This window comes from Amycolatopsis sp. NPDC058278, assembly GCF_042881395.1.
Classification (GTDB): domain Bacteria; phylum Actinomycetota; class Actinomycetes; order Mycobacteriales; family Pseudonocardiaceae; genus Amycolatopsis.
The window spans coordinates 1-17867 of the sequence record NZ_JBHVXZ010000016.1 but is presented as its reverse complement, the minus strand read 5'-3'; the positions used below and the strand labels follow the sequence as shown (position 1 = coordinate 17867).

The 17867-nt window shown below is 70.8% G+C and carries 14 protein-coding genes; 5 read left to right on the top strand and 9 right to left on the bottom strand.

Annotated features, from left to right (window positions below):
* Nucleotides 1-10: 10 nt before the first annotated feature.
* The 6 genes from ACFVYA_RS10795 to ACFVYA_RS10770 form a co-directional block, all read right to left on the bottom strand.
* Entirely contained in the window at nt 11-1237 is a 1227-nt protein-coding gene (locus tag ACFVYA_RS10795; protein WP_387044441.1) for a glycoside hydrolase family 3 N-terminal domain-containing protein, read from the bottom strand.
* A 23-nt stretch (nt 1238-1260) separates the two neighbouring features.
* Nucleotides 1261-2931 (bottom strand): hypothetical protein, encoded by a 1671-nt coding sequence (locus ACFVYA_RS10790; protein WP_387044439.1) that lies wholly within the window; start codon nt 2929-2931, stop codon nt 1261-1263.
* Entirely contained in the window at nt 2921-4006 is a 1086-nt protein-coding gene (locus ACFVYA_RS10785; RefSeq protein WP_387044437.1) for a protein phosphatase 2C domain-containing protein, read from the bottom strand. Before ACFVYA_RS10785 ends, ACFVYA_RS10790 begins: the two co-directional genes overlap by 11 nt.
* Nucleotides 4006-4689: a VWA domain-containing protein gene (locus ACFVYA_RS10780; protein WP_387044435.1), complete on the bottom strand. Its 684-nt coding sequence runs from the start codon at nt 4687-4689 to the stop codon at nt 4006-4008. Before ACFVYA_RS10780 ends, ACFVYA_RS10785 begins: the two co-directional genes overlap by 1 nt.
* A 27-nt stretch (nt 4690-4716) precedes the next feature.
* Entirely contained in the window at nt 4717-6219 is a 1503-nt protein-coding gene (locus ACFVYA_RS10775) for a type IV secretory system conjugative DNA transfer family protein (protein ID WP_387044433.1), read from the bottom strand.
* A gap of 189 nt (nt 6220-6408) precedes the next feature.
* The gene (locus ACFVYA_RS10770) at nt 6409-7971 is read right to left on the bottom strand and encodes a DUF4139 domain-containing protein (RefSeq protein ID WP_387044431.1); all 1563 of its coding nucleotides are present in this window, start codon (nt 7969-7971) and stop codon (nt 6409-6411) included.
* 85 nt (nt 7972-8056) lie between these two features.
* Here ACFVYA_RS10770 and ACFVYA_RS10765 point away from each other — a divergent pair, with 85 nt between their 5' ends.
* The 3 genes from ACFVYA_RS10765 (at nt 8057) to ACFVYA_RS10755 (ending at nt 11864) form a co-directional block, all read left to right on the top strand.
* The gene (locus ACFVYA_RS10765; protein WP_387044429.1) at nt 8057-9853 is read left to right on the top strand and encodes a Xaa-Pro dipeptidyl-peptidase; all 1797 of its coding nucleotides are present in this window, start codon (nt 8057-8059) and stop codon (nt 9851-9853) included.
* Nucleotides 9853-10518: a YdcF family protein gene (locus ACFVYA_RS10760; protein ID WP_387044427.1), complete on the top strand. Its 666-nt coding sequence runs from the start codon at nt 9853-9855 to the stop codon at nt 10516-10518. The genes ACFVYA_RS10765 and ACFVYA_RS10760 overlap by 1 nt, the downstream gene beginning before the upstream one ends.
* 80 nt (nt 10519-10598) lie before the next feature.
* Entirely contained in the window at nt 10599-11864 is a 1266-nt protein-coding gene (locus ACFVYA_RS10755; protein ID WP_387044425.1) for an FAD-binding oxidoreductase, read from the top strand.
* Nucleotides 11865-11868: 4 nt separating this feature from the next.
* Here the strand turns inward: ACFVYA_RS10755 and ACFVYA_RS10750 are convergent, their stop codons facing one another.
* A complete protein-coding gene (locus ACFVYA_RS10750; protein ID WP_387044423.1) occupies nt 11869-12510 on the bottom strand; it encodes a response regulator in 642 nt (213 codons plus the stop codon).
* The gene (locus tag ACFVYA_RS10745; RefSeq protein ID WP_387044421.1) at nt 12507-13625 is read right to left on the bottom strand and encodes a sensor histidine kinase; all 1119 of its coding nucleotides are present in this window, start codon (nt 13623-13625) and stop codon (nt 12507-12509) included. The genes ACFVYA_RS10750 and ACFVYA_RS10745 overlap by 4 nt, the downstream gene beginning before the upstream one ends.
* 95 nt (nt 13626-13720) lie before the next feature.
* Between ACFVYA_RS10745 and ACFVYA_RS10740 the strand changes: the two genes are divergently transcribed.
* The gene (locus ACFVYA_RS10740; protein ID WP_387044420.1) at nt 13721-14575 is read left to right on the top strand and encodes a M23 family metallopeptidase; all 855 of its coding nucleotides are present in this window, start codon (nt 13721-13723) and stop codon (nt 14573-14575) included.
* 203 nt (nt 14576-14778) lie between these two features.
* Complete coding sequence (locus ACFVYA_RS10735) at nt 14779-15831, top strand: DUF4192 domain-containing protein (protein ID WP_387044418.1); 1053 nt, start codon at nt 14779-14781, stop codon at nt 15829-15831.
* Nucleotides 15832-16847: 1016 nt separating this feature from the next.
* On the opposite strand, the gene galE is transcribed toward ACFVYA_RS10735, so the two are convergent.
* Nucleotides 16848-17828 (bottom strand): UDP-glucose 4-epimerase GalE, encoded by a 981-nt coding sequence (gene galE, locus ACFVYA_RS10730; protein WP_387044546.1) that lies wholly within the window; start codon nt 17826-17828, stop codon nt 16848-16850.
* Nucleotides 17829-17867: the final 39 nt, after the last annotated feature.

Sequence of the window (17867 nt, the reverse complement as noted above, 5' to 3'; positions counted from 1 at the left end):
CCTCCGTCCCTCATCGGGCCAAGGCCCGGCAATCGATCAGACCGAGCGAAGCCTTGAGAGCCAGCACGCGCAGCGCGCTGGCACGAACCTGTTCGGCGAACCGGGGATCCTCCGCCGCCGTCAGGGCGACCTGCTGGTGCATCGCCTTTCCGATCCGTGGGTCGGCGGCGATGACAAGGTCTCCTCCGGCCGACAGGAATCGCATCGCCCGATCCGGCGCCGGCACGCCGCACACCTGATTCGCGTTGGCCAGGTCGTCGGAGATCACGACGCCGCCGAACGTCAGTTCGGAGCGGAGAAGGCGGGTGACGACCGGCTTCGAGAATGCGGCGGGCTGCTGCCGATCGAGCCGGCTGTACACGGCCGTGGAGACCATGACCGAGGCATCGCTCGCCGACAGGGCCTGCCGGTACACCTCCACCGAGGGGCTGTCCGTCCCGGTGACCGGATCTACCACGTCCGGCCGGTAGTCGGTGTTGGCCGAAACCATCCCCAACCCCGGAAAGTGCTTGTACACCACACCGACCCCGGCGCTTCGCAGTCCCGAACTGATCGCCTTCGCGGCGGTCACGATCGTCGGGACGTCGCTGCCGAGCTGCCGGTTCAAGGCGCCGATCGGCGCGTTGGCCTTCGCGCGATCTGCTGGCACGACATCGACCACCGGACCGAGGTCCAAAGAGACCCCGGCTTGCGCGAGTTCGGTGCCCCAGCGCCGTGCGGCGGCACGAAGGTCACCGCCCGGCCAGCTGCCTTGGACGGTGGCCGGCGGAATGAGGCTGAAGCCGGGACCGCGCAACGCCTGCACCGAGCCGCCTTCCTGATCGACTGCCACCAACGGCCTGATGTGGGTCGGACTGCCGTCCGACAGAGCGGCGGTCGATCGCGCGATTTCGTTCACACCGGCTGAACTTCTCCCCGTCAGCAGGAATCCGCCCGCGCCGGGCTCGGGCATGGCGGGCTGCTTCGCCCCCAATGGCGTTCCGATCAGGAACAACTGCCAAGTCAGTGTGGGCAGGTCGAGTGTTCGTGCCGCGGCCGAAGCGCAGTATTCCGCGTTCCCGCCGAGCAGTTCGTGGTGCCAGGGCGGCCGCTGACCGGCCGCGGCCGGTGACGTGGCGGTCACGTCGGGACGACCGGATTGGACAGGCGGTTCCTGGCCGTGGTTGGTGGGACGCGCGGCCACCAGCGCGGCGACGCCTACAACGAAGGCCAGCGCGGCAATCGACCGGTACCGCATCGGATCACTCCTTGCTGCGTGGATCAGCGGTTGAGGGTCGCGCCTTCCGGTCCGGCGGTGTGGGACAGCAGCTTGGCGAAACAGTTGTTCGCGTCGATGCCGTGGGTGTCGCACCAGCTGTTGGCGGCCTGGCCCGTGCTGGCGGGCTCGGGCATCACGACGACCCAGAAACCCCTCCGCTTGAACGTGGAGAAGGAGTCGGAGCGCAGCAGCAAAACGCTGGAATAGGAGCTCTTCAGCGTGCGGTAGTGGTCGAGGATCGAGGCGTTGTCGTACACCGTGCCGTTGTCCCGCGTACCGACCGCCTTCGACGAGAGCTGGGGGACCCACTGTCCGGCGAGTGCTTCGACACCGGCTGCGTCCGATTCGGCCTGCTGTTGTAGCGCGATGCCCGGATCGGTGCTGGTGGAGCGGGACGAGGTATCGGACGTCGGCGTGTCCGGCGACGACGAGGTGAGCTGCTCGGACGACTCGGTACTGCGCACGCCGCCGCCTCCTCCGGGTTGCGTGGTCGTGCCGGTCTTCGCCGTCGCGTTCAGCCCGATGACGAGCGCTACGACGACAACCACGCCGGCCGACACCTTCGCGACACGTCCGGAAGCGGTGGTCCCTCGAGTGACAGGCAGTGGGGCCATCGGCGGCCGCAACGGTGGCGCGAACGGGGCCGCCGGTGGCCGGTGCGGCGGTGGCGGGTGGACCGGCGGCGGTTGTACCCGGGGTTGCTGCGGAAACGCCGCGGGGAGCGGTTGGAATCGGACGGTTGGAGGTGGCGGTCGTCGGGCGTCCGCCGCGTGGTCGAGCGCGGTGAGCGCCCCCCTGTCGAACCTGCTGTCGTTCACGAGGTAGGCGGCTCGTAAGGCGGTCACCCATTCCGCCGGGGCGGCCCGTCCGGATTCGTCCAGTGGCGCACCCAGCGTCCGGTCGAACAGCTGCCGGAGTGCCTTCGGAAAATTCGCCGGGATGTGCGACGGCTTCGGCCATGAGCCGTCGGGCTGCCGGTCCAGGTTGCCCGGAACCAGTAGCAGGCCCCGGTACATCGAGAGCGCGAGGGCGTACCAGTCACTGAGCTGGTCGTGGGCCGGCACGACTCCCGCAACCACGCGAGGATCGATCCAATGCGGGGTCTTCATCCCCTTGTCCGCGATGCGATCCGCGGGCTGCAGCCCGTCGGCGTCGATCAGAACCGCTCCCGGCTGGAGCCCCGGCCGCCAGACGATGTTCGCGTCGGAGAAATCACCGTGTGCCAGATTGTTGGCCGCCAGCCAGGCGAAGATCTCCGCCACCCGGATGAGCACCGACACCCGAACCGAAGAGCCGGGCGGATCCGTCCGCGCCAGGACGAGGTAGGACAGCGTTCGCGCTTTGCCCTGTTTGCGGAAGAATTCGTCGGGTATGACCGGCATCACGACGCCGATGACGGCGCCCGACCGGTCGCATTCGACGTCGGTGGGCCAGCACACGGAGGACTCCGGAGTGCCTCCGAGCACGACCGGGCCTCTCGTGAACACCTTCCGCCCGATGCCGACGAGCTGGTGCACCTTCGCAACCGGCTCGTCGTCGCGGATCGGCTCGAGATACTTCTTGTAGACCAGACCGGTGTGGCGGCCGGCGCCGCGGAACAAGCGGGCCGCGCCACCTCGGGCGAACTCGTCGTCTTCGAACTCGTAGGAGCTGTGCCGGCCGTCAATCCGCACCGTCGGCCCCCTCGCCGGCGTCCGGGGTCCGCGCCGGCCCGGTGCCCGGGCGCAGCCACACCACGACGGCGGTGCGATCGTCCTGGGACCCCGCTCGTGCGTAGCTGAGGCTCTCCAGCATCCACCGTTCCGTGCACGGATGCCGCCAGCGCCGGGCCAGCCACGCACGCACGCCGGGGGACTCGTAAACGTCGTCGGCGACGCCGTCGGTGCACAGGACCAGCTTGCTGAAGCCGGCCGGATCGAGACGGCGGATCTCGATGTCCTCGCGGAAACCGGCGGCGGGAAGACTCGCCGAGACCATGTTGATGGGACCGTCGCTGAGCGGAAACACTTCGTCGAACGGCTCCGACTCGGCGTCGGTCGCGGTGAAGACCGTCGAATCGCCGATGCGGGCCGCCAGCACCGGCCGGGTGCCGAGATCGGCGGGGAGCACGACGACGGCGAGCGTGCAAGCCAGCGCGCGGGTGTCCGTCACACCGTAAGCGGGCGCCCAGACTGCCTCCAGTTCGCTCTGCGCCTGGGCAATGGCTGCGAGCAGAAGCGCTTCGTCGTCCGTCGCGGCCGATTCCTGCTCGGCAGTGACGAATTCGCGGGCCACGGCGGCAGACAGGTGGCGCGCTCCGAGCTGGGATCGCGATCGTGACCCGAGACCGTCCGCGACGGCCAAGACCAGTGAACCCCCGCTCTCCGAGAACGCCAGCGCGTAGGAATCCTGGCGAGTGCTGCCGGCCCAGGCGTGCCCACGGCCGACGAGACTCCCCGCGCTGACCCAGTACGGCCCGGCCTGCCCCGCGTCGAGGGCTATTCCGGCGCTGGACCAGCCGACCGCGGACGGCAGCCGGCCGGCTTGGGACCGCCGTTCCGCGGCGCCGATGGTGGGCGCCTCGAACGGCGCGTCTTCGACTGCGAACGTGTCTTTGCTCGCTGGCCGTGCCACGAGTTCTTCCTGCGGGGCGGCTGGAACGGGCGGTGTGCATCCGGAATCGGCGACCGGCGCGGAAAGGCAGCCGGGCACCGAGGTGGTGCGGACCTGGGTCCGGTCGGCCCGGTGGCGTCCGCGCGACGGTGACATCAGACTGCCTGCACCGGCAGGACGGTGAACTTGCTGGTGTCGACGTCGACCTGAAGGCCACCGCCCTGAGGCTCGCCGAACGAGCGTGAGGTCGTCCGGATGCTCGCGGTGAGCGCGGACATGATCTCCTTGACCTGCGAAGCGGGCTTGCCCTGCTTGGCGACGAACGCGAACCGGGTCGCGATGGTGCCGAGAGTGTCCTCGCGGGCCTCGGCGAAGCCGAACGTGACGACTTCCGGGTTGAACCGCCAGCTCCGGTCCACAAGCTCCTGCAGCGGCCCGCGCCAATCCTCCTCAGCGATGTGCTCGCCGTCGCTCATGAAGAAGACGACCGGCTTGTAGAATCGCGTTCCCTTGCCCAGTCCCCGGATCTCTTCTTCGATCTGCTTCTTGGCGAGCCGGAACGCCGCGGCGAAGTTCGTCCCCGACTCCGGCGACAGCACCGGCATCTGGCTCTGGATCACGTCGCACAGCGGCAGGACCGAGGTCGCGATGTCCGAGAACGTGATGATGCTGATCCGGGCGATCTCGCCGACCTGCGGGTCGTCTTCGATCATCTCGCGCAGCTCAGGCAGGGCACGGTTGACGGCATCGATGGGTTCTCCGGCCATCGAGTACGAGACGTCGATGACGAGGAAGACCGGGAAAACCGGGTGACGCTCGCTCTGGGCGAATTCGGGCATGGTTCACCTGCGATTCTTCGATCGTGGTTACAGTGACAAATCGGTGAGGATCGGCGCGCGCGTGACCGACCTCGCGTGTACGACGCAGATGTGCGGCCCGAATGGCGGATGCATGATTTCGCGGTTTCCCAGGACCGGCCCGGTGGACACCGCACCGGAAACGGAAAAGGTCGGGACGAACCCGGAACCACCCGTCTGGCTCACCGTCCGCGTCTCGATCAGCCGGTCACCCAGGCGCCTGCTCAAGTGCGTCGCCGACTCGCTCGACGAGCCAGGCAGCACGACGAAGGTGTCGCAACTGGTCAGCAAGGCCGAGCGGGTCGCATCGTCGCCGAGTTGAGCGACGTCCTGGCAGGCCAGGCACACGCCGGCGGAGGCTCCTCGGGCGACGGCGAGCAACTCTTCGAAATCGATCCGGTTCTTCAGGCGTGGCGCTTCGTCGACGACGAGGAACAGCGGCGCCTTTCGCTGTCCGAACCGGGCCAGCACCTGCATGATCACCTGGCCGAGGAAGATGCCGGACAGCACTTCACCCAGGTTCCCGTCGGACAGCGGAGCCACGCCGACGAGCAGGGTGGGAACGTCGGAGATCTCCGCCATCCGGATGTCGGATGCTTCGCTCACCTGGCGTACTCGGGGTTCGGCGAACAACGTCAGCGAGTTCAACAGCCCCGCGGAGGCACGCGAGTATTCGGCCGGCTCGAGGTCGGCCAGGTCCCTGAGGTCCTGCTCGTCCTGAACGGAGGCGCCCACGAGCGCTGCCTGCAAGGCCGGCTGTGCGGCGAGCGTGCCGACGAGCTGAGCCGGTGTGGGTGGACCCGCGCTGCGACGGCGGGTCAGCCTGATCAGGGCCCGGAGCCAGCGCACGTCCCGAAGGTAGAAGAACGGCTGTGGATCGGCCTTGTTCTGCTTACCCAGAATCGAGGTGACCGCGGCTTCGACGGCTCGATGGTCACCGGCTTCGGCCAGCCAGTTCCAGCGATGTGAGGGCGCGCCCGAGTAGTCCCACAGCCAGAGGCGCGCGCCGGTGGGACCGCCCGTCCTCGTCGCGTGGGCCTTGATCAGGCCGAGCAGATCGCCCTTGACATCGACAGTCGCGACGCTGCAGCCGGCGCGAAGCAGGCTCACGATCCAGGGCACGATGATGCTGTGTGTCTTCCCGGACCCGGGAGGCCCGATCACCGCCGCGTGTTTCAGCAGATCTTCCGGCCGGAGCCCGATCGGTTGCGCAAGTCCGTGGCGGCAGTCGAGGAACCGCCCGAGGGGCACCGGGCCGCCGGTGAGCGCACCGACGTCCGCAGCCGTGGCCGTCGCGCGATAGTCGAGGAGGTCGAGACCGGGCGGCGGCGGTGGATCGCCCGGTGCCAGCAAACCACGCCGCAGAACCGCGCGGGGTACTCTCGTCGCGGCTCTGGCCGAGGCGTTCGAACTCGCCCGTGCACCGGCGGCGAAAGCACTCCTGACGAGTTTGAACGGGGCCGCCGCACCTTTCAGCATGAGCTGCCAAACGAGCTCCTCCGGGTTTGGCATTGCCCCTTCTTTCCTCATGGGTGCTGACCTGTGCATCCATGGTCGCTCACTGGCCGGGGGCTGTTACAGTGTGCGGAGTTTTCGACTCTTGTGTTTTTCCGGTAGGCCAATCACCAGGCAGCAAGGTCGAAATCACGGTTTCGTCAGGCTGCTCTGCGAAATCTTCTTTCTCGGCGTAGGAAAAGCTGCTTACTCCCGCCAGCCCGCCAGCTCCACGCCCTTCGCGACATCCACGCGGTAAGAGAGCTTCACTTCGCCCGCGGCCCCGGGCGCCAGCGTCAGCTTCCACGTGAACTCACCCAGCGCCGACGTCTCGACCGGGTCCGGCGACGTCTTCACCTCCTTCACCGTGATCGTGTCGTCCCGCGAAACCGGCGCCTGGTCGAGGACGGTCACGACAGCGGAACGCGGCCCGTGGTTCACGACCGAAATGCGGTACTCCGCCTCGCGCCGCTTCTGCCCCGACAAAGTCGCCTTGGATGCCGTCCGCCGCACCAGCTCCCGCTCCACCCGGATCCGGTCGTCGACACCCAACGCCAGTTCCAGCTCTTCCCCGGGCGCCCAAGGCTCCAGCACGGTCGTCCCGACGAACTCCGCGTCGTGGAACACCGAAGCCCGTCCCGGCAGCAGGGCGTGCTCCGACGTGTTCTCCACCGTGGCGCGCAAGTACGCCTCCTCCGCCAGCACCGGCGCCGTCACGTAGCCCAGGTCGGCCGTAAGCGAAAGCTGTGCCAACGTCGTCCGGTGTCCCTGTGCGCCGGAAGGCACCGCCACCGGCCGCGAAGGGCGGTAGGTGACCGCCGTCGTGCCCTGCTCGACCGAGGCCACCTTGGGCGCCATCGCCGGAGCCGCCGGTGCGAACTGCCGTCGGACGGCGTTCTCCGCGATCCCGCCGCCCGCGCCCCCGTACGCGGCCGACGCCATGTACGTGTCCTGCGCCGGGAGGACGCGGTCCAGGTACCACGGCGAAAGTTCCGGCACCACCACCGACACCGCGGGCCGGGCCGTCGACAGCGCCAGCTCGCACTCCGGCCAGTCCTCGCCCGTCTGCTGGCTGACCAGCCCGTACGACACCACGGTGACGTCGGCGCCGCGCACCCGGATGTCGTAGCCCGGCTCCCAGGTCGCGTTGGCGACCACATAGGACAGTTCCAGCTCGGCTTCCGCGCCCGGGTCCGAGATCTCGAGCTCGACGACCACCGAGGTGCTGTCCCGCCCGGGCCGGTTGTCGTGCGCTTCGATCCGCCGGTCGAGCGCGGCGAGGTCCTCGCGCAGCCGCGCGATCCGCTCGCTCAGCACCCGGCGCGCCTTCAACGCCGACGCCAGCCGCGAACTCAGCGCGTCCGTCACCTCCGCGACGCGCGCGGGTTCGGCGGTGCCGTTGGCCAGTGCCTTCGCGAAGCTGCCGCCGCTGCGCTTCGCGAGCGAAGTCAGCAGATCCACCTTCATCGTCTCAGCCGCTTCGTCGTCCACGACGCCGTCGAGCGTGGCCTGATCGGCACGCCGCTGTTCGACGAGCGCCTGCAACGCCGGGTCGGCCGGGTCGGCGTGCCACTCGGTGCGGACGTCGACGCCGGTGATCAGCGCGGGTCCGCTGCCGGTGACGCGGACCGAGCCCGGGTCGAGGGCCACGGGCAGCCCGGCGAACTCCAGGCGCGGCCCGCCGTCGAGCGGAGCCTTGCCCCGGCGGGTGATCCGCGCACGCTGCGGGTAGACGGTCACGGCGGTGATCGGCGCTTCCACGGTCGGCATGCCTCCGACGTTAGTCTCTTGACACCCCCGCGGGCGGACCGGAAGTGTCTTCAGTCGTCCGCTTCGCCCGGCTTGGGGGTCCTGAGTGAAAGCCGCCGTCCTGCTCGCCGCCGTCCTCGCGCTGCCGCTGACCGCGGGCATCGCCGAAGCCGCGCCACCGGCCCCGGTCTTCACCGGCGGCCAGGCGCAACCGGTGTTCGACCCGGCCGACGTCGTCCGCGAAGACGTCTGGGTCACCGCACCGGTCGACAGCGACCACGACGGCGCCGACGACCTCGTGCACGCCCAGGTCGTGCGCCCGCGCGCGACCCAGCAGGGCCTGAAGGTGCCCGTCGTCTACCAGGCCAGCCCGTACTACGCCGGTGGCAACGACGTCGCCAACCACGACGTCGACGTCGAGCTGTCCGCGCCCGGGTACGCCCGCGGCCCGGAAGGCCCGCGCGTCGCCGCGCACGGCGTCGGGCCTGCCGCCCCGATCACCTGGCGCTACCAGGACTACTTCACCGCGCGCGGGTTCGCCGTCGTCTACGGCGAGTCGCTCGGCACCGGCCTCTCGACCGGCTGCCCGACCACGGGTGACGTCAACGAGACCATCGGCGCCCGCTCGGTCGTCGACTGGCTCAACGGCCGCACGAGCGCACGCGACTCGGCCGGCGCCGCGGCGAAGGCGGACTGGAGCACCGGCAAGACCGGCATGATGGGCGTGTCCTACAACGGAACCCTGCCCAACGCCGTCGCGAGCACCGGTGTCGCCGGCCTGGAGACGATCGTGCCGATCGCGGCCATCTCCAGCTGGTACGAGTACTACCGCCACGACGGCGCGGTCGTCGCCGCCGGCGGGTTCCAGGGCGAGGACGCCGACGTGCTCGCCGAGTACGTGTACACCCGCGCCGACCGGCAGGTCTGCCGCCCGGTGATCGACGGGCTGACCCGCGACCAGGACCGGGTCACCGGCGACTACACGCCGTTCTGGGACGTCCGCAACTACCGCGACGACGTCGGCAAGGTGCGCGCGTCGGTGCTCGCGGTGCACGGCCTCAACGACTGGAACGTCAAGACCGAGCAGGTCGCGACCTGGTACGAGGCGCTGAAGGCCCGCGGTGTCGAGCACAAGATCTGGCTGCACCAGTCCGGGCACGCGGACCCGTACTCGCTGCGCCGCGACGTCTGGCTCGCGACGCTGAACAAGTGGATGTCGCACTACCTCTACGGCATCGACAACGGCATCCAGAACGAGCCGAAGGCGACGATCCAGCGCGAGGACCTGTCGTGGACCGACGAGGCCGACTGGCCGGCGCCGGGCACCACCGACGTCCGCGTGTACCCGTGGCCGGGCGGCCGCTCGAAGGGCACGATCGACACGCGCACCCCGGTGCCGGGCACGGCGGCCGCCGAAACCCTCGCCGACGACTCGTCGAAGACGATCGAGCAGCTGGCCGGGCTGGCGTCATCCGGCAACCGCCTGCTGTACGCGACTCCGGCGGCGAAGCAGGCCGTACGCCTCTCCGGCACCGCTCGCGCCGACCTGGCGCTGGCGTTCGACCGGCCCGCCGCGAACGTCTCGGCGATCCTGCTCGACCGCGCCCCCGACGGCACGTCCCACGTGATCAGCCGGGGCTGGACCGACCCGCAGAACCGCACCTCGCCCGCCCGCACCGAGCCGATCACGCCCGGGCGGGCCTACCGGATCGGCGTCGACCTGATGCCGAAGGACTACGTCCTCGCGGCGGGCCACCGGCTCGAGTTCCTGCTCGCCTCCAGCGACCACGACTACACGCTGCGCCCGAAGCCGGGCGCCGGACTCGCGCTCGACCTCACGAAGTCGTCGGTCACGCTTCCGGTCACGGGCGGCAAGCCGGCGCTGCGGGCCGCGTTCGGCTGATGCTGCCGGAGCACCTCCGGGCCGATGTCCGCACGCTGTGGGACTACCACGACCTGCGGCACGGACCGCGGCGGTCGGACGCCGGGATCGGGCTCGGCAGCCGCGATCCCGGCGTGGCCGTCCACACCGCCGAGCTGTTCCACGCCGGGTGCTTCCCGCTGATCGTCTTCACCGGCGCCAACGCCCCGACGACGGTGGACCGCTTCCCACGCGGCGAAGCGGTCCACTACCGCGAGATCGCCCTGGACCTCGGGGTGCCGGACGAGGCGATCCTGGTCGAGCCCGAGGCCCGGCACACGGGGGAGAACATCGTGTTCACGCGCCGGTTGCTGGCCGGGCGCGGCATCCGGTCCGTGACCCTGGTGACGCGGCCGTACCAGCAACGCCGTGCCTACGCGACGGCCAAGCGGCTCTGGCCCGGCGTCGACGTCGTGTGCGCGTCGAAGGCGGCGTCGTTCGAGGACCACGTCAGCGGGGAAGAAGACGCCGATCGCGTGATCGGCATGCTCGTCGGCGAGACCCAGCGGATCACCGAGTACGCCGAGCGGGGCTTCGCGATCCCGCAGCGCATCCCGCCCGGCGTCGAGCGGGCGTTCGGCAGGCTGGTCGAAGCCGGGTTCACGCAGCGGCTGGTCACTGTCCGCGTCGACGATCACTCAATGTAACGATCGTCGCAGGTCAGGCGACTTACCGGCGTTCCGTCCGCTGCGAGAGGACCCGCCATGACCTCGACCGCCGCCCCGCGGTGGTGGTGCGGCCCGCCGGGCCCGCGGACGTGGCGGCTTCGCTCGCGTACGCGCGCGAAGCCGGCCTCGACGTCTCGGTGCGCGGAGGTGGGCACAACTACGGCGGCGCCGCGGTCGTCGACGGCGGTCTCTGCATCGACCTGAGCTCCCTCGCCGCGATCGACGTCGACCCGGACGGCCGGACCGCCCGCTGCGGTGGCGGGACGACCTGGGCGCAGCTCGACGCGGCCACGCAGGAGCACGCGCTCGCGGTACCCGGCGGCACGATCAGCCACACCGGCGTCGGCGGGCTGACCCTCGGCGGCGGCTTCGGCTGGCTCACCGGCAAGTACGGGATGTCGTGCGACAACCTGGTCTCGGTCGAGCTCGTCACCGCCGACGGCGAGATCCTGCGCGTGTCCGCCGGGCAGCACCCCGACCTGTTCTGGGCGCTGCGCGGGGGCGGCGGCAACTTCGGCGTCGTCACCGAGTTCGAGTTCCGGCTGCACCCGGTCGGCCCGATCGTCCACCTGGGACTGTTCTTCTACGGGCTCGACGACGGCGTGGCCGCGTTGCACCACGCCCGCGAGCTGCTCCGGGCGCTGCCGGGAGAATTGGGGGTGCTGGTGGCCGGGCTGAACGCGCCGCCCGCGCCGTTCGTCCCGGAGCTGTTCCGGTTCCGGCCGGGCTACGCCCTGCTGATCGCCGGCTTCGAGGGGGAGGAGCAGCACGCCGGGGCGGTCCGGGCGGCGCGATCCGGGCCGACGCCGCTGTTCGAATTCGTCTCGCCGATCCCGTACGTCGAGCTGCAGCGGATGCTCGACGGCGCCGCGCCGTGGGGCATCCTCGCCTACGAGAAGGCCGCCTACGCCGACGGCTTCACCGACGAGGTCATCGAGGTGATCGCGGATTTCCTGCCGCGCAAGACGTCCCCGTTGTCGATCATGCCGATCTTCTCGATGCGTGGCGCCTTCACGGAGGTGGCCGACGACGCGACGGCGTTCGGCGGTCCGCGGCGCGAAAGCATCCTGATCAACATCGACTCGCTCGCGGCCGAGCCGGAGCCGTACGCCGTGGACCGCGCCTGGGTGCGCGAGTTCTGGGAGGCGCTGGTGCCGTTCTCGTCCAACTCGGCGGGCTACGTGAACTTCATGGCCGAGTACGAAGCCGACCGCGTCCGGACGTCGTCCGGGCCCGAAAAGTACGAGCGCCTGGCCCGGATCAAGGCGGCGTACGACCCGCGGAACGTGTTCCACCACAACGCGAACATCCCGCCCGCGCCGTGAGGGATCACCCGGCGATGCCCGCCCGGTAGGCGAACGCGACCGCCTGCGCGCGGTCGCGCAGCCCGGCCTTGGCGAACAGGTGGTTCACGTGGGTCTTCACGGTCGCCTCGCTGACCACCAGGGTGCGGGCGATTTCGGTGTTCGACAGGCCCGCCGCGATCAGCCGCAGCACCTCGATCTCGCGGGCGGTCAGGCCCTCGACCTCCTTGACGCGCGGCGGGGCGCTGCGGGCGGCGGCTTCGACGAGCCGCCGCTGCAGCTCCCCGTCCACTGTGGACTGACCGGCGGCGGCCGAGCGCAGCGCCCGCGCGATGGACTCGGCGTCGGCGTCCTTGGTGAGGAACCCGCGGGCCCCGGCGCGCAGCGCGGCCAGCAGCGACTCGTCGTCGGCGTAGGTGGTCAGCACGACGACTTCGGTACCGGGGTGTTCGGCGCGGATCCGCTCGGTGGTCTCCACGCCGTCGCAGCGCGGCATCCGCAGGTCCACCAGCACGACGTCGGGCTGGTGCTCGGCGACGAGCGCGAGCGCGGCCAGGCCGTCGGCGGCGGCGCCGACCACCTCGACCCCGGGCAGCAGCCCGAGCAGCGTGACCAGGCCCTCCCGGACCACCGCCTGGTCGTCGGCCAGCACGACACGCAGCGTCACGCCGGCACCGTCAGGTGAATCCGCCATCCGTCCTCCCCCGGTCCGCTCTCCAGCCGCCCGTCGAGCAGCGCGACCCGTTCGCCCATCCCGCGCAAACCGTAGCCTGCGGCCGGCGCGTCCGGCGGGCGCCTGCCCTGGCGGTCGGCCACGGTCAGCTCCACCGTTCCGTCGGCGAAGTCCAGCGTGACGTCGACGTCCGCCTGCGCCGCGTGCTTGCGGGTGTTGGCCAGCGCCTCCTGCACCGCGCGCACGAGCGCGGTGCCGACCGCCGCGTCGAGCTCGCGCGGCTCGCCTTCGATCGTCAGGTCCGCCCGGGCACCGCTGTCGAGCCGGTACGCGGTGAGCAGATCGGCGATCGCGCGTTCGACCGGAACGGCGTCGTCGTCTTCGCGCAGCGCGGCCACCGCCTTCCGGGCCTCGGCCAGGCCGTCCGACGCCAGTTTCTGGGCCCGCTCGATCTGGGCGACGGCGTCCGGGCTCGCGCCGTCGCGCACCAGCATCAGCCGCGCGCCCTGCAGGTTCAGCGAAAGCCCGGCCAGCGAGTGCGCCAGGACGTCGTGCAGCTCGCGGGCGATGCGGGTGCGTTCGGCGAGGGCGGCCGCGCGCGCGTGCTCCTCGTTGGCGGTCTGCGCGCGGGCCAGCGCCAGTTCGGTCTGTTCGACGCGGGCGATGCGGGTCCGCCGGTTCAGCCCCATCAGCACGATCACCGCGAGGACCGCGTACGTCGACAGAGCGCCTTTCCACACGTCGAAGCGGGCCGCCCCGGCCGTGATCGCCGCGATGTCGAGCCCGACCGCCAGCACGATCGGCGCCGTGGAGTGCCGCAGCACCACGAAGAACGTGGTGCTGAACATCGCCACCGACGCCCAGCTGCTCGGCAGGAGCACCCAGAGCGCGCCCGTGCTCGCGATCACGGTGAGGGGCAGCGCCGTCGTCAGCGGCCGGACGCGGGCGTCGTGGATCCACAGCAACGGGATCGACAGCGCGAGGGTGAACCCGATCAGGAGCCAGGCTCGCAGGTCCGCGCGAGGCATGGCGGCGACCATCGGCACCGCGACGAGCGCCCACCGCAACCAGCCTTGGGCTCGCGGGAACGCGGCAGGTCGGGTCGTCATTTCGGCAGTCCTCCGCGGGTGCTTGTACGGAAAATGTACCGGCGGGGACTTCCCTTCGTGGTGTCAAGTTGTCCCGTTTGTCAGGAGGTTCCCCCATGTCCAGGTTGCGACGGCTCGCCCTGCTCGCCGCCGCCGCGGCGCTGCCCGCGCTCGGCCTCACCCTCGCCGGCCAGGCGACCGCCTCGGCCGCGCCGAACTTCCAGGTGCCGTTCAAGTGCGGCGTCACGGTGGACGCGGCCACGTTCAGCGGCCACAGCCCGGAGTACTCGGTCGACTTCCAGAAGTCCGGCATCACCGGGATGCCCGTGCTGGCTTCGGCTTCCGGCACCGTGACGCGGGTCGAGAACGAGGGCAGCGCGAGCTACGGCCGGTGGATCGAGGTGGACCACGGTAGCGGCTGGCGCAGCCGGTACGCGCACCTGTCGACCCAGTCCGTTTCGGTCGGGCAGTCGGTCATCGGCGGCAAGCAGCTCGGCACCGCGGGCTCGACCGGCAACGTCACCGGCCCGCACCTGCACTTCGAAGAGCGGCTCAACGGCATCGTGCAGAAGGCGAAGCTGAACGGCACCGCCGTGCCGTACTACGCGCACACCAACTTCACGAGCAAGAACGACTGCGGCGGCAACCCGTACTCCGCCGAAGAGGTGTGCGGCGACGGCTTCTCGGTCGTGGACCAGCAGGCGCTGGCCAACTCCTCGGGCACGGCTTACCTGCTGTACAACGCGTCCACCAAGGCGAACTGCGTGACCACGTTGAAGGCCACCTCGCTCGGTACGGCCAGTGCGGTTTCGGCGTTCCTCGAGGTCCAGGGCGCGGACCGGGCGACCGATTCCGGCAGCTTCACCTACTACGCCGGGCCGATCAAGAAGACCGCCGACTCGACCTGCGTGAAGTGGGGCGGCTCGGTGGGCAGCAACACCTACGAGAGCGGGTTCGAGCACTGCGACTGACCCGGTGACGTTCGGGGCTCCGCCACCCGGACCCCGCAAGTCGATCCGTGTCCGGCCGGTGGGGCCGGGCAGCATAGCCCGCCCCACCGACAGGAACGCCCCGCCCGGTCGCCGCCGGGCGGGTTCCGTCCACATCGGCCCCGTCCATCCACAGATTTCCCGCCACCGCCCCATCCGGCCCCGGCCTGCCCCACAGTGGAGGCATGACCACAGCCACCCCGCCCGACCTCCGAGACCCCGCGCAGCTGCTGACCGCGCTCCCGTACCTGATCGGGTTCCGGCCCGCGAAGTCCGTCGTCCTGCTCGGCCACCGCAACCCGGGCAACGCCCCAGGTCTGATCCTGCGCGGCGAGCTGCCCCGCCGCGAACACCGCGCCCGCCAGGCGCGGGCGCTGGCGCAGCGGTTCGCCGCAGGCTGCCACGTCGGCCTGACCCTGGTGATCGTCGGTGGCCGGCGAAGACCCGGAAAGCCGCCACCGCACGCGGGTTTCCTCGACGAGCTGGTGCGGGCACTGGAGGATTCCGGCCTTCCGGTGCTGCACGCCTTGTGGACGCCCGCCATCAGGACGGGCGCACCCTGGGCGTGTTACCGCAACGAGGAATGCGCGGGCACATTGCCGGACCCCCGCTCGACGGTCATGGCGGCGGCCGCGACCGAGTGCGGCACGGTGGCGTTCGACAGCCGCGAGGAGCTCGAGGCGTTGCTGGCTCCTCGGTCACCGGAGGCACTGGCCCGCCGCGCGGACCACTTGTCCCGCTTGGCATCCCCGCCCTGGCCCGAAGCAACACGCGTCAACGACGCGGCATCGGTGGTCAGCGCGGCATTCGACCGCCAGCGCCGCGGCGACGGGCCACCGACGGACGAAGAAGCGGTTTTGTTGGCAAAGGCGTTGAAGCTGCCCGACATCCGCGACCTGTGCCTGGCGATGGCGGTACCCCCGGCCACCACGGGAGCACGTGAAGCCGAGCACCTCTGGCTGACGCTGGTCCGCGAGATCCCACCTCCGGAGAGAGCGGAACCGGCGGCCCTGCTGGGCTTCTCGGCGTACCTGCGTGGCGACGGAGCATTCGCGGGCATGGCCCTGGACAACGCCCTGGAGGCGGCACCGGGCCACGTGCTGGCGTCGTTGCTGAGAAGGGTGCTGGACAGCGGAACACCACCGGAGGTAATCCACGGCTTGGCAGCGGCGGCAGCAGGCCCGCTAGCCGGTTTCGGCTTGGACCCCGCGGACATCGACATAGGCCAGGCGGCATGAGGCGCCCCGACCGGCGGCCGGGCCACCAATACGAGGCCTCACAGAACCGGGACCGGCTGCCGGCCACCACAGACTCGTCTCGATGTCTTCAGAGGACATCCAGGCCGGTTGGCCCGGCGGCGGCCGGACGAGATCGGCACCACCTCGAGACGCGGACCCACTCCGGCTTCGGCCATCATCCGGAACGCTGGCCCGGCCAGCCTCGGCGTCGGCAGCTACGGGCTGCCTGAGTCCGAGCATTCCGGGGCGCGGGCCTGTAGCGCCAGGCTCGGTCCGCCTCAGCACGGGCCGACTTCGGAGCGCGGGGTTGCGGGCCGGTCCCACCAGTCCGCAGGCCTTGAAGCCGGTGTCAGCTCCCCGGTCGGGAGCGAGCTCGTCCGGCGGCGCGGTGGGGCGCAGGTCCCGGCGCGCCGAGCGCCGTCGGGCCAGGGCGGGGTCGGCCTCACCGTGACTGGGTGGATTCCCGGGCTTTGCGGGCGGTTCTGGCCTGGTCGGTCCGCTGTGGCTCGAGCCCAGCTCCTCGTGAGCCGGGTGAATCCTCAGCCGCGCCAAGTCGGTCCGCGCCGGCTTCCGCCTAGGTCCAAGGATCCCGAAGTGCAGAGTCATGGACCGGTCCGCCAGCACACCACAACTCGAGAACGGTGCCTACCCACCAGCAACCGGCCATCCGACGGTGCGGCAGGCCCAGCCAAGGAGCCCGCCGCCCGCCGTCGGTGAGAACCGGGTCAGCCTCGCCGAGACCGGGTGAATTCCCAGGCGTCCCGCACGATCCCGGCCAAGTCGGTCCGCTCCGGCTCGGTCCATCTACCCGCGGGCCGGGTGAATCCTCAGCCGTCCCGGGTCGGTCAGCGCCGACTTCAGCCCAGGTCCAGAGATCCCGAAGCGCGGGGCTATGGACCGGTCCCGCCAGCCCACCACCACTCGAGAACGGTGCCCACCCACCAGCAACCGGCCATCCGACGGCGCGGCAGGCCCAGCCAAGGAGCCCGCCGCGCGCCGTCGGTCAGAGAACCGGGTCAGCCTCGCCGAGACCGGGTGAATTCCCAGGCGTCCCGCACGATCCCGGCCAGGTCGGTTCGCTCCGGCTTCCAGCCCAGCTCCTCGCGGGCCCGGTCGCTGGCCGCCACGAGCACCGACGGGTCGCCCGCGCGGCGCGGGGCCACCGCCGCCGGCACCGGGTGGCCGGTGACCTCGCGGCAGGCCTCGATCACCTCGAGAACGGAGAAACCGGTGCCGTTGCCCAGGTTGTAGATGCGGTGCTCGCCCGCGGTGGCGTGCTTCAGCGCCAGCAGGTGCGCGTCGGCGAGATCCACGACGTGGATGTAGTCGCGCACCGCCGTGTGGTCCGGCGTCGGGTAGTCGTCGCCGAAGATCTGGATGCGCTCGCGGTCGCCCGTGGCGACCTGGAGGACGAGAGGGATGAGATGGGTTTCCGTGGTGTGGCGCTCGCCGAAGGCGCCGTACGCGCCCGCGACGTTGAAGTAGCGCAGGCTCACCGCCGCCAGGCCGTGCGCGCCGGCGAAGCTGGTGATCGCGGCGTCGATGGCGAGCTTCGTCGCGCCGTAGGTGTTGGTCGGCCGGGTCGGCGCCGTCTCCGGGATCGGCGACTGCTCCGGCTCGCCGTAGGTCGCCGCCGTCGAGGAGAACACCAGCCGGGGCGTGCCGTGCTCCTGCATGGCCTCGAGCAGCCGCAGCGAGGTGACGACGTTGCCTTCCCAGTACTTCGCCGGCTCCGTCATCGACTCGCCGACCAGCGACTTGGCCGCGAAGTGCAGCACGCCGTCGAAGCCTTCGCGCAGCAGGCTGCCCGCCACTTCGGCGGCGTCGCCTTCGATGAACCGCGCGTCCGGGTGGACGGCGTCGGCGTGCCCGGTGGACAGGTCGTCGACGACGGTGACCTGGTGCCCGGCTTCGACCAGCCGGGCGGCGCAGACACTTCCGACGTACCCGGCTCCGCCCGTCACGACCAGCTTCAGGGCGTTGCTCTGCTCCGACACATTCAGGCCTTCCTGCCGAGGGTGACTGTGCTGCACAGT

What these genes read in the sequence shown, in the direction of transcription:
- ACFVYA_RS10795 (WP_387044441.1), bottom strand. Translation starts at nt 1,237, where the DNA reads ATGCGGTACCGGTCGATTGCCGCGCTGGCCTTCGTTGTAGGCGTCGCC.
- ACFVYA_RS10785 (WP_387044437.1), bottom strand. Translation starts at nt 4,006, where the DNA reads ATGTCACCGTCGCGCGGACGCCACCGGGCCGACCGGACCCAGGTCCGC.
- ACFVYA_RS10780 (WP_387044435.1), bottom strand. Translation starts at nt 4,689, where the DNA reads ATGCCCGAATTCGCCCAGAGCGAGCGTCACCCGGTTTTCCCGGTCTTC.
- ACFVYA_RS10775 (WP_387044433.1), bottom strand. Translation starts at nt 6,219, where the DNA reads ATGCCAAACCCGGAGGAGCTCGTTTGGCAGCTCATGCTGAAAGGTGCG.
- ACFVYA_RS10770 (WP_387044431.1), bottom strand. Translation starts at nt 7,971, where the DNA reads ATGCCGACCGTGGAAGCGCCGATCACCGCCGTGACCGTCTACCCGCAG.
- ACFVYA_RS10760 (WP_387044427.1), top strand. Translation starts at nt 9,853, where the DNA reads ATGCTGCCGGAGCACCTCCGGGCCGATGTCCGCACGCTGTGGGACTAC.
- ACFVYA_RS10745 (WP_387044421.1), bottom strand. Translation starts at nt 13,625, where the DNA reads ATGACGACCCGACCTGCCGCGTTCCCGCGAGCCCAAGGCTGGTTGCGG.
- ACFVYA_RS10740 (WP_387044420.1), top strand. Translation starts at nt 13,721, where the DNA reads ATGTCCAGGTTGCGACGGCTCGCCCTGCTCGCCGCCGCCGCGGCGCTG.
- ACFVYA_RS10735 (WP_387044418.1), top strand. Translation starts at nt 14,779, where the DNA reads ATGACCACAGCCACCCCGCCCGACCTCCGAGACCCCGCGCAGCTGCTG.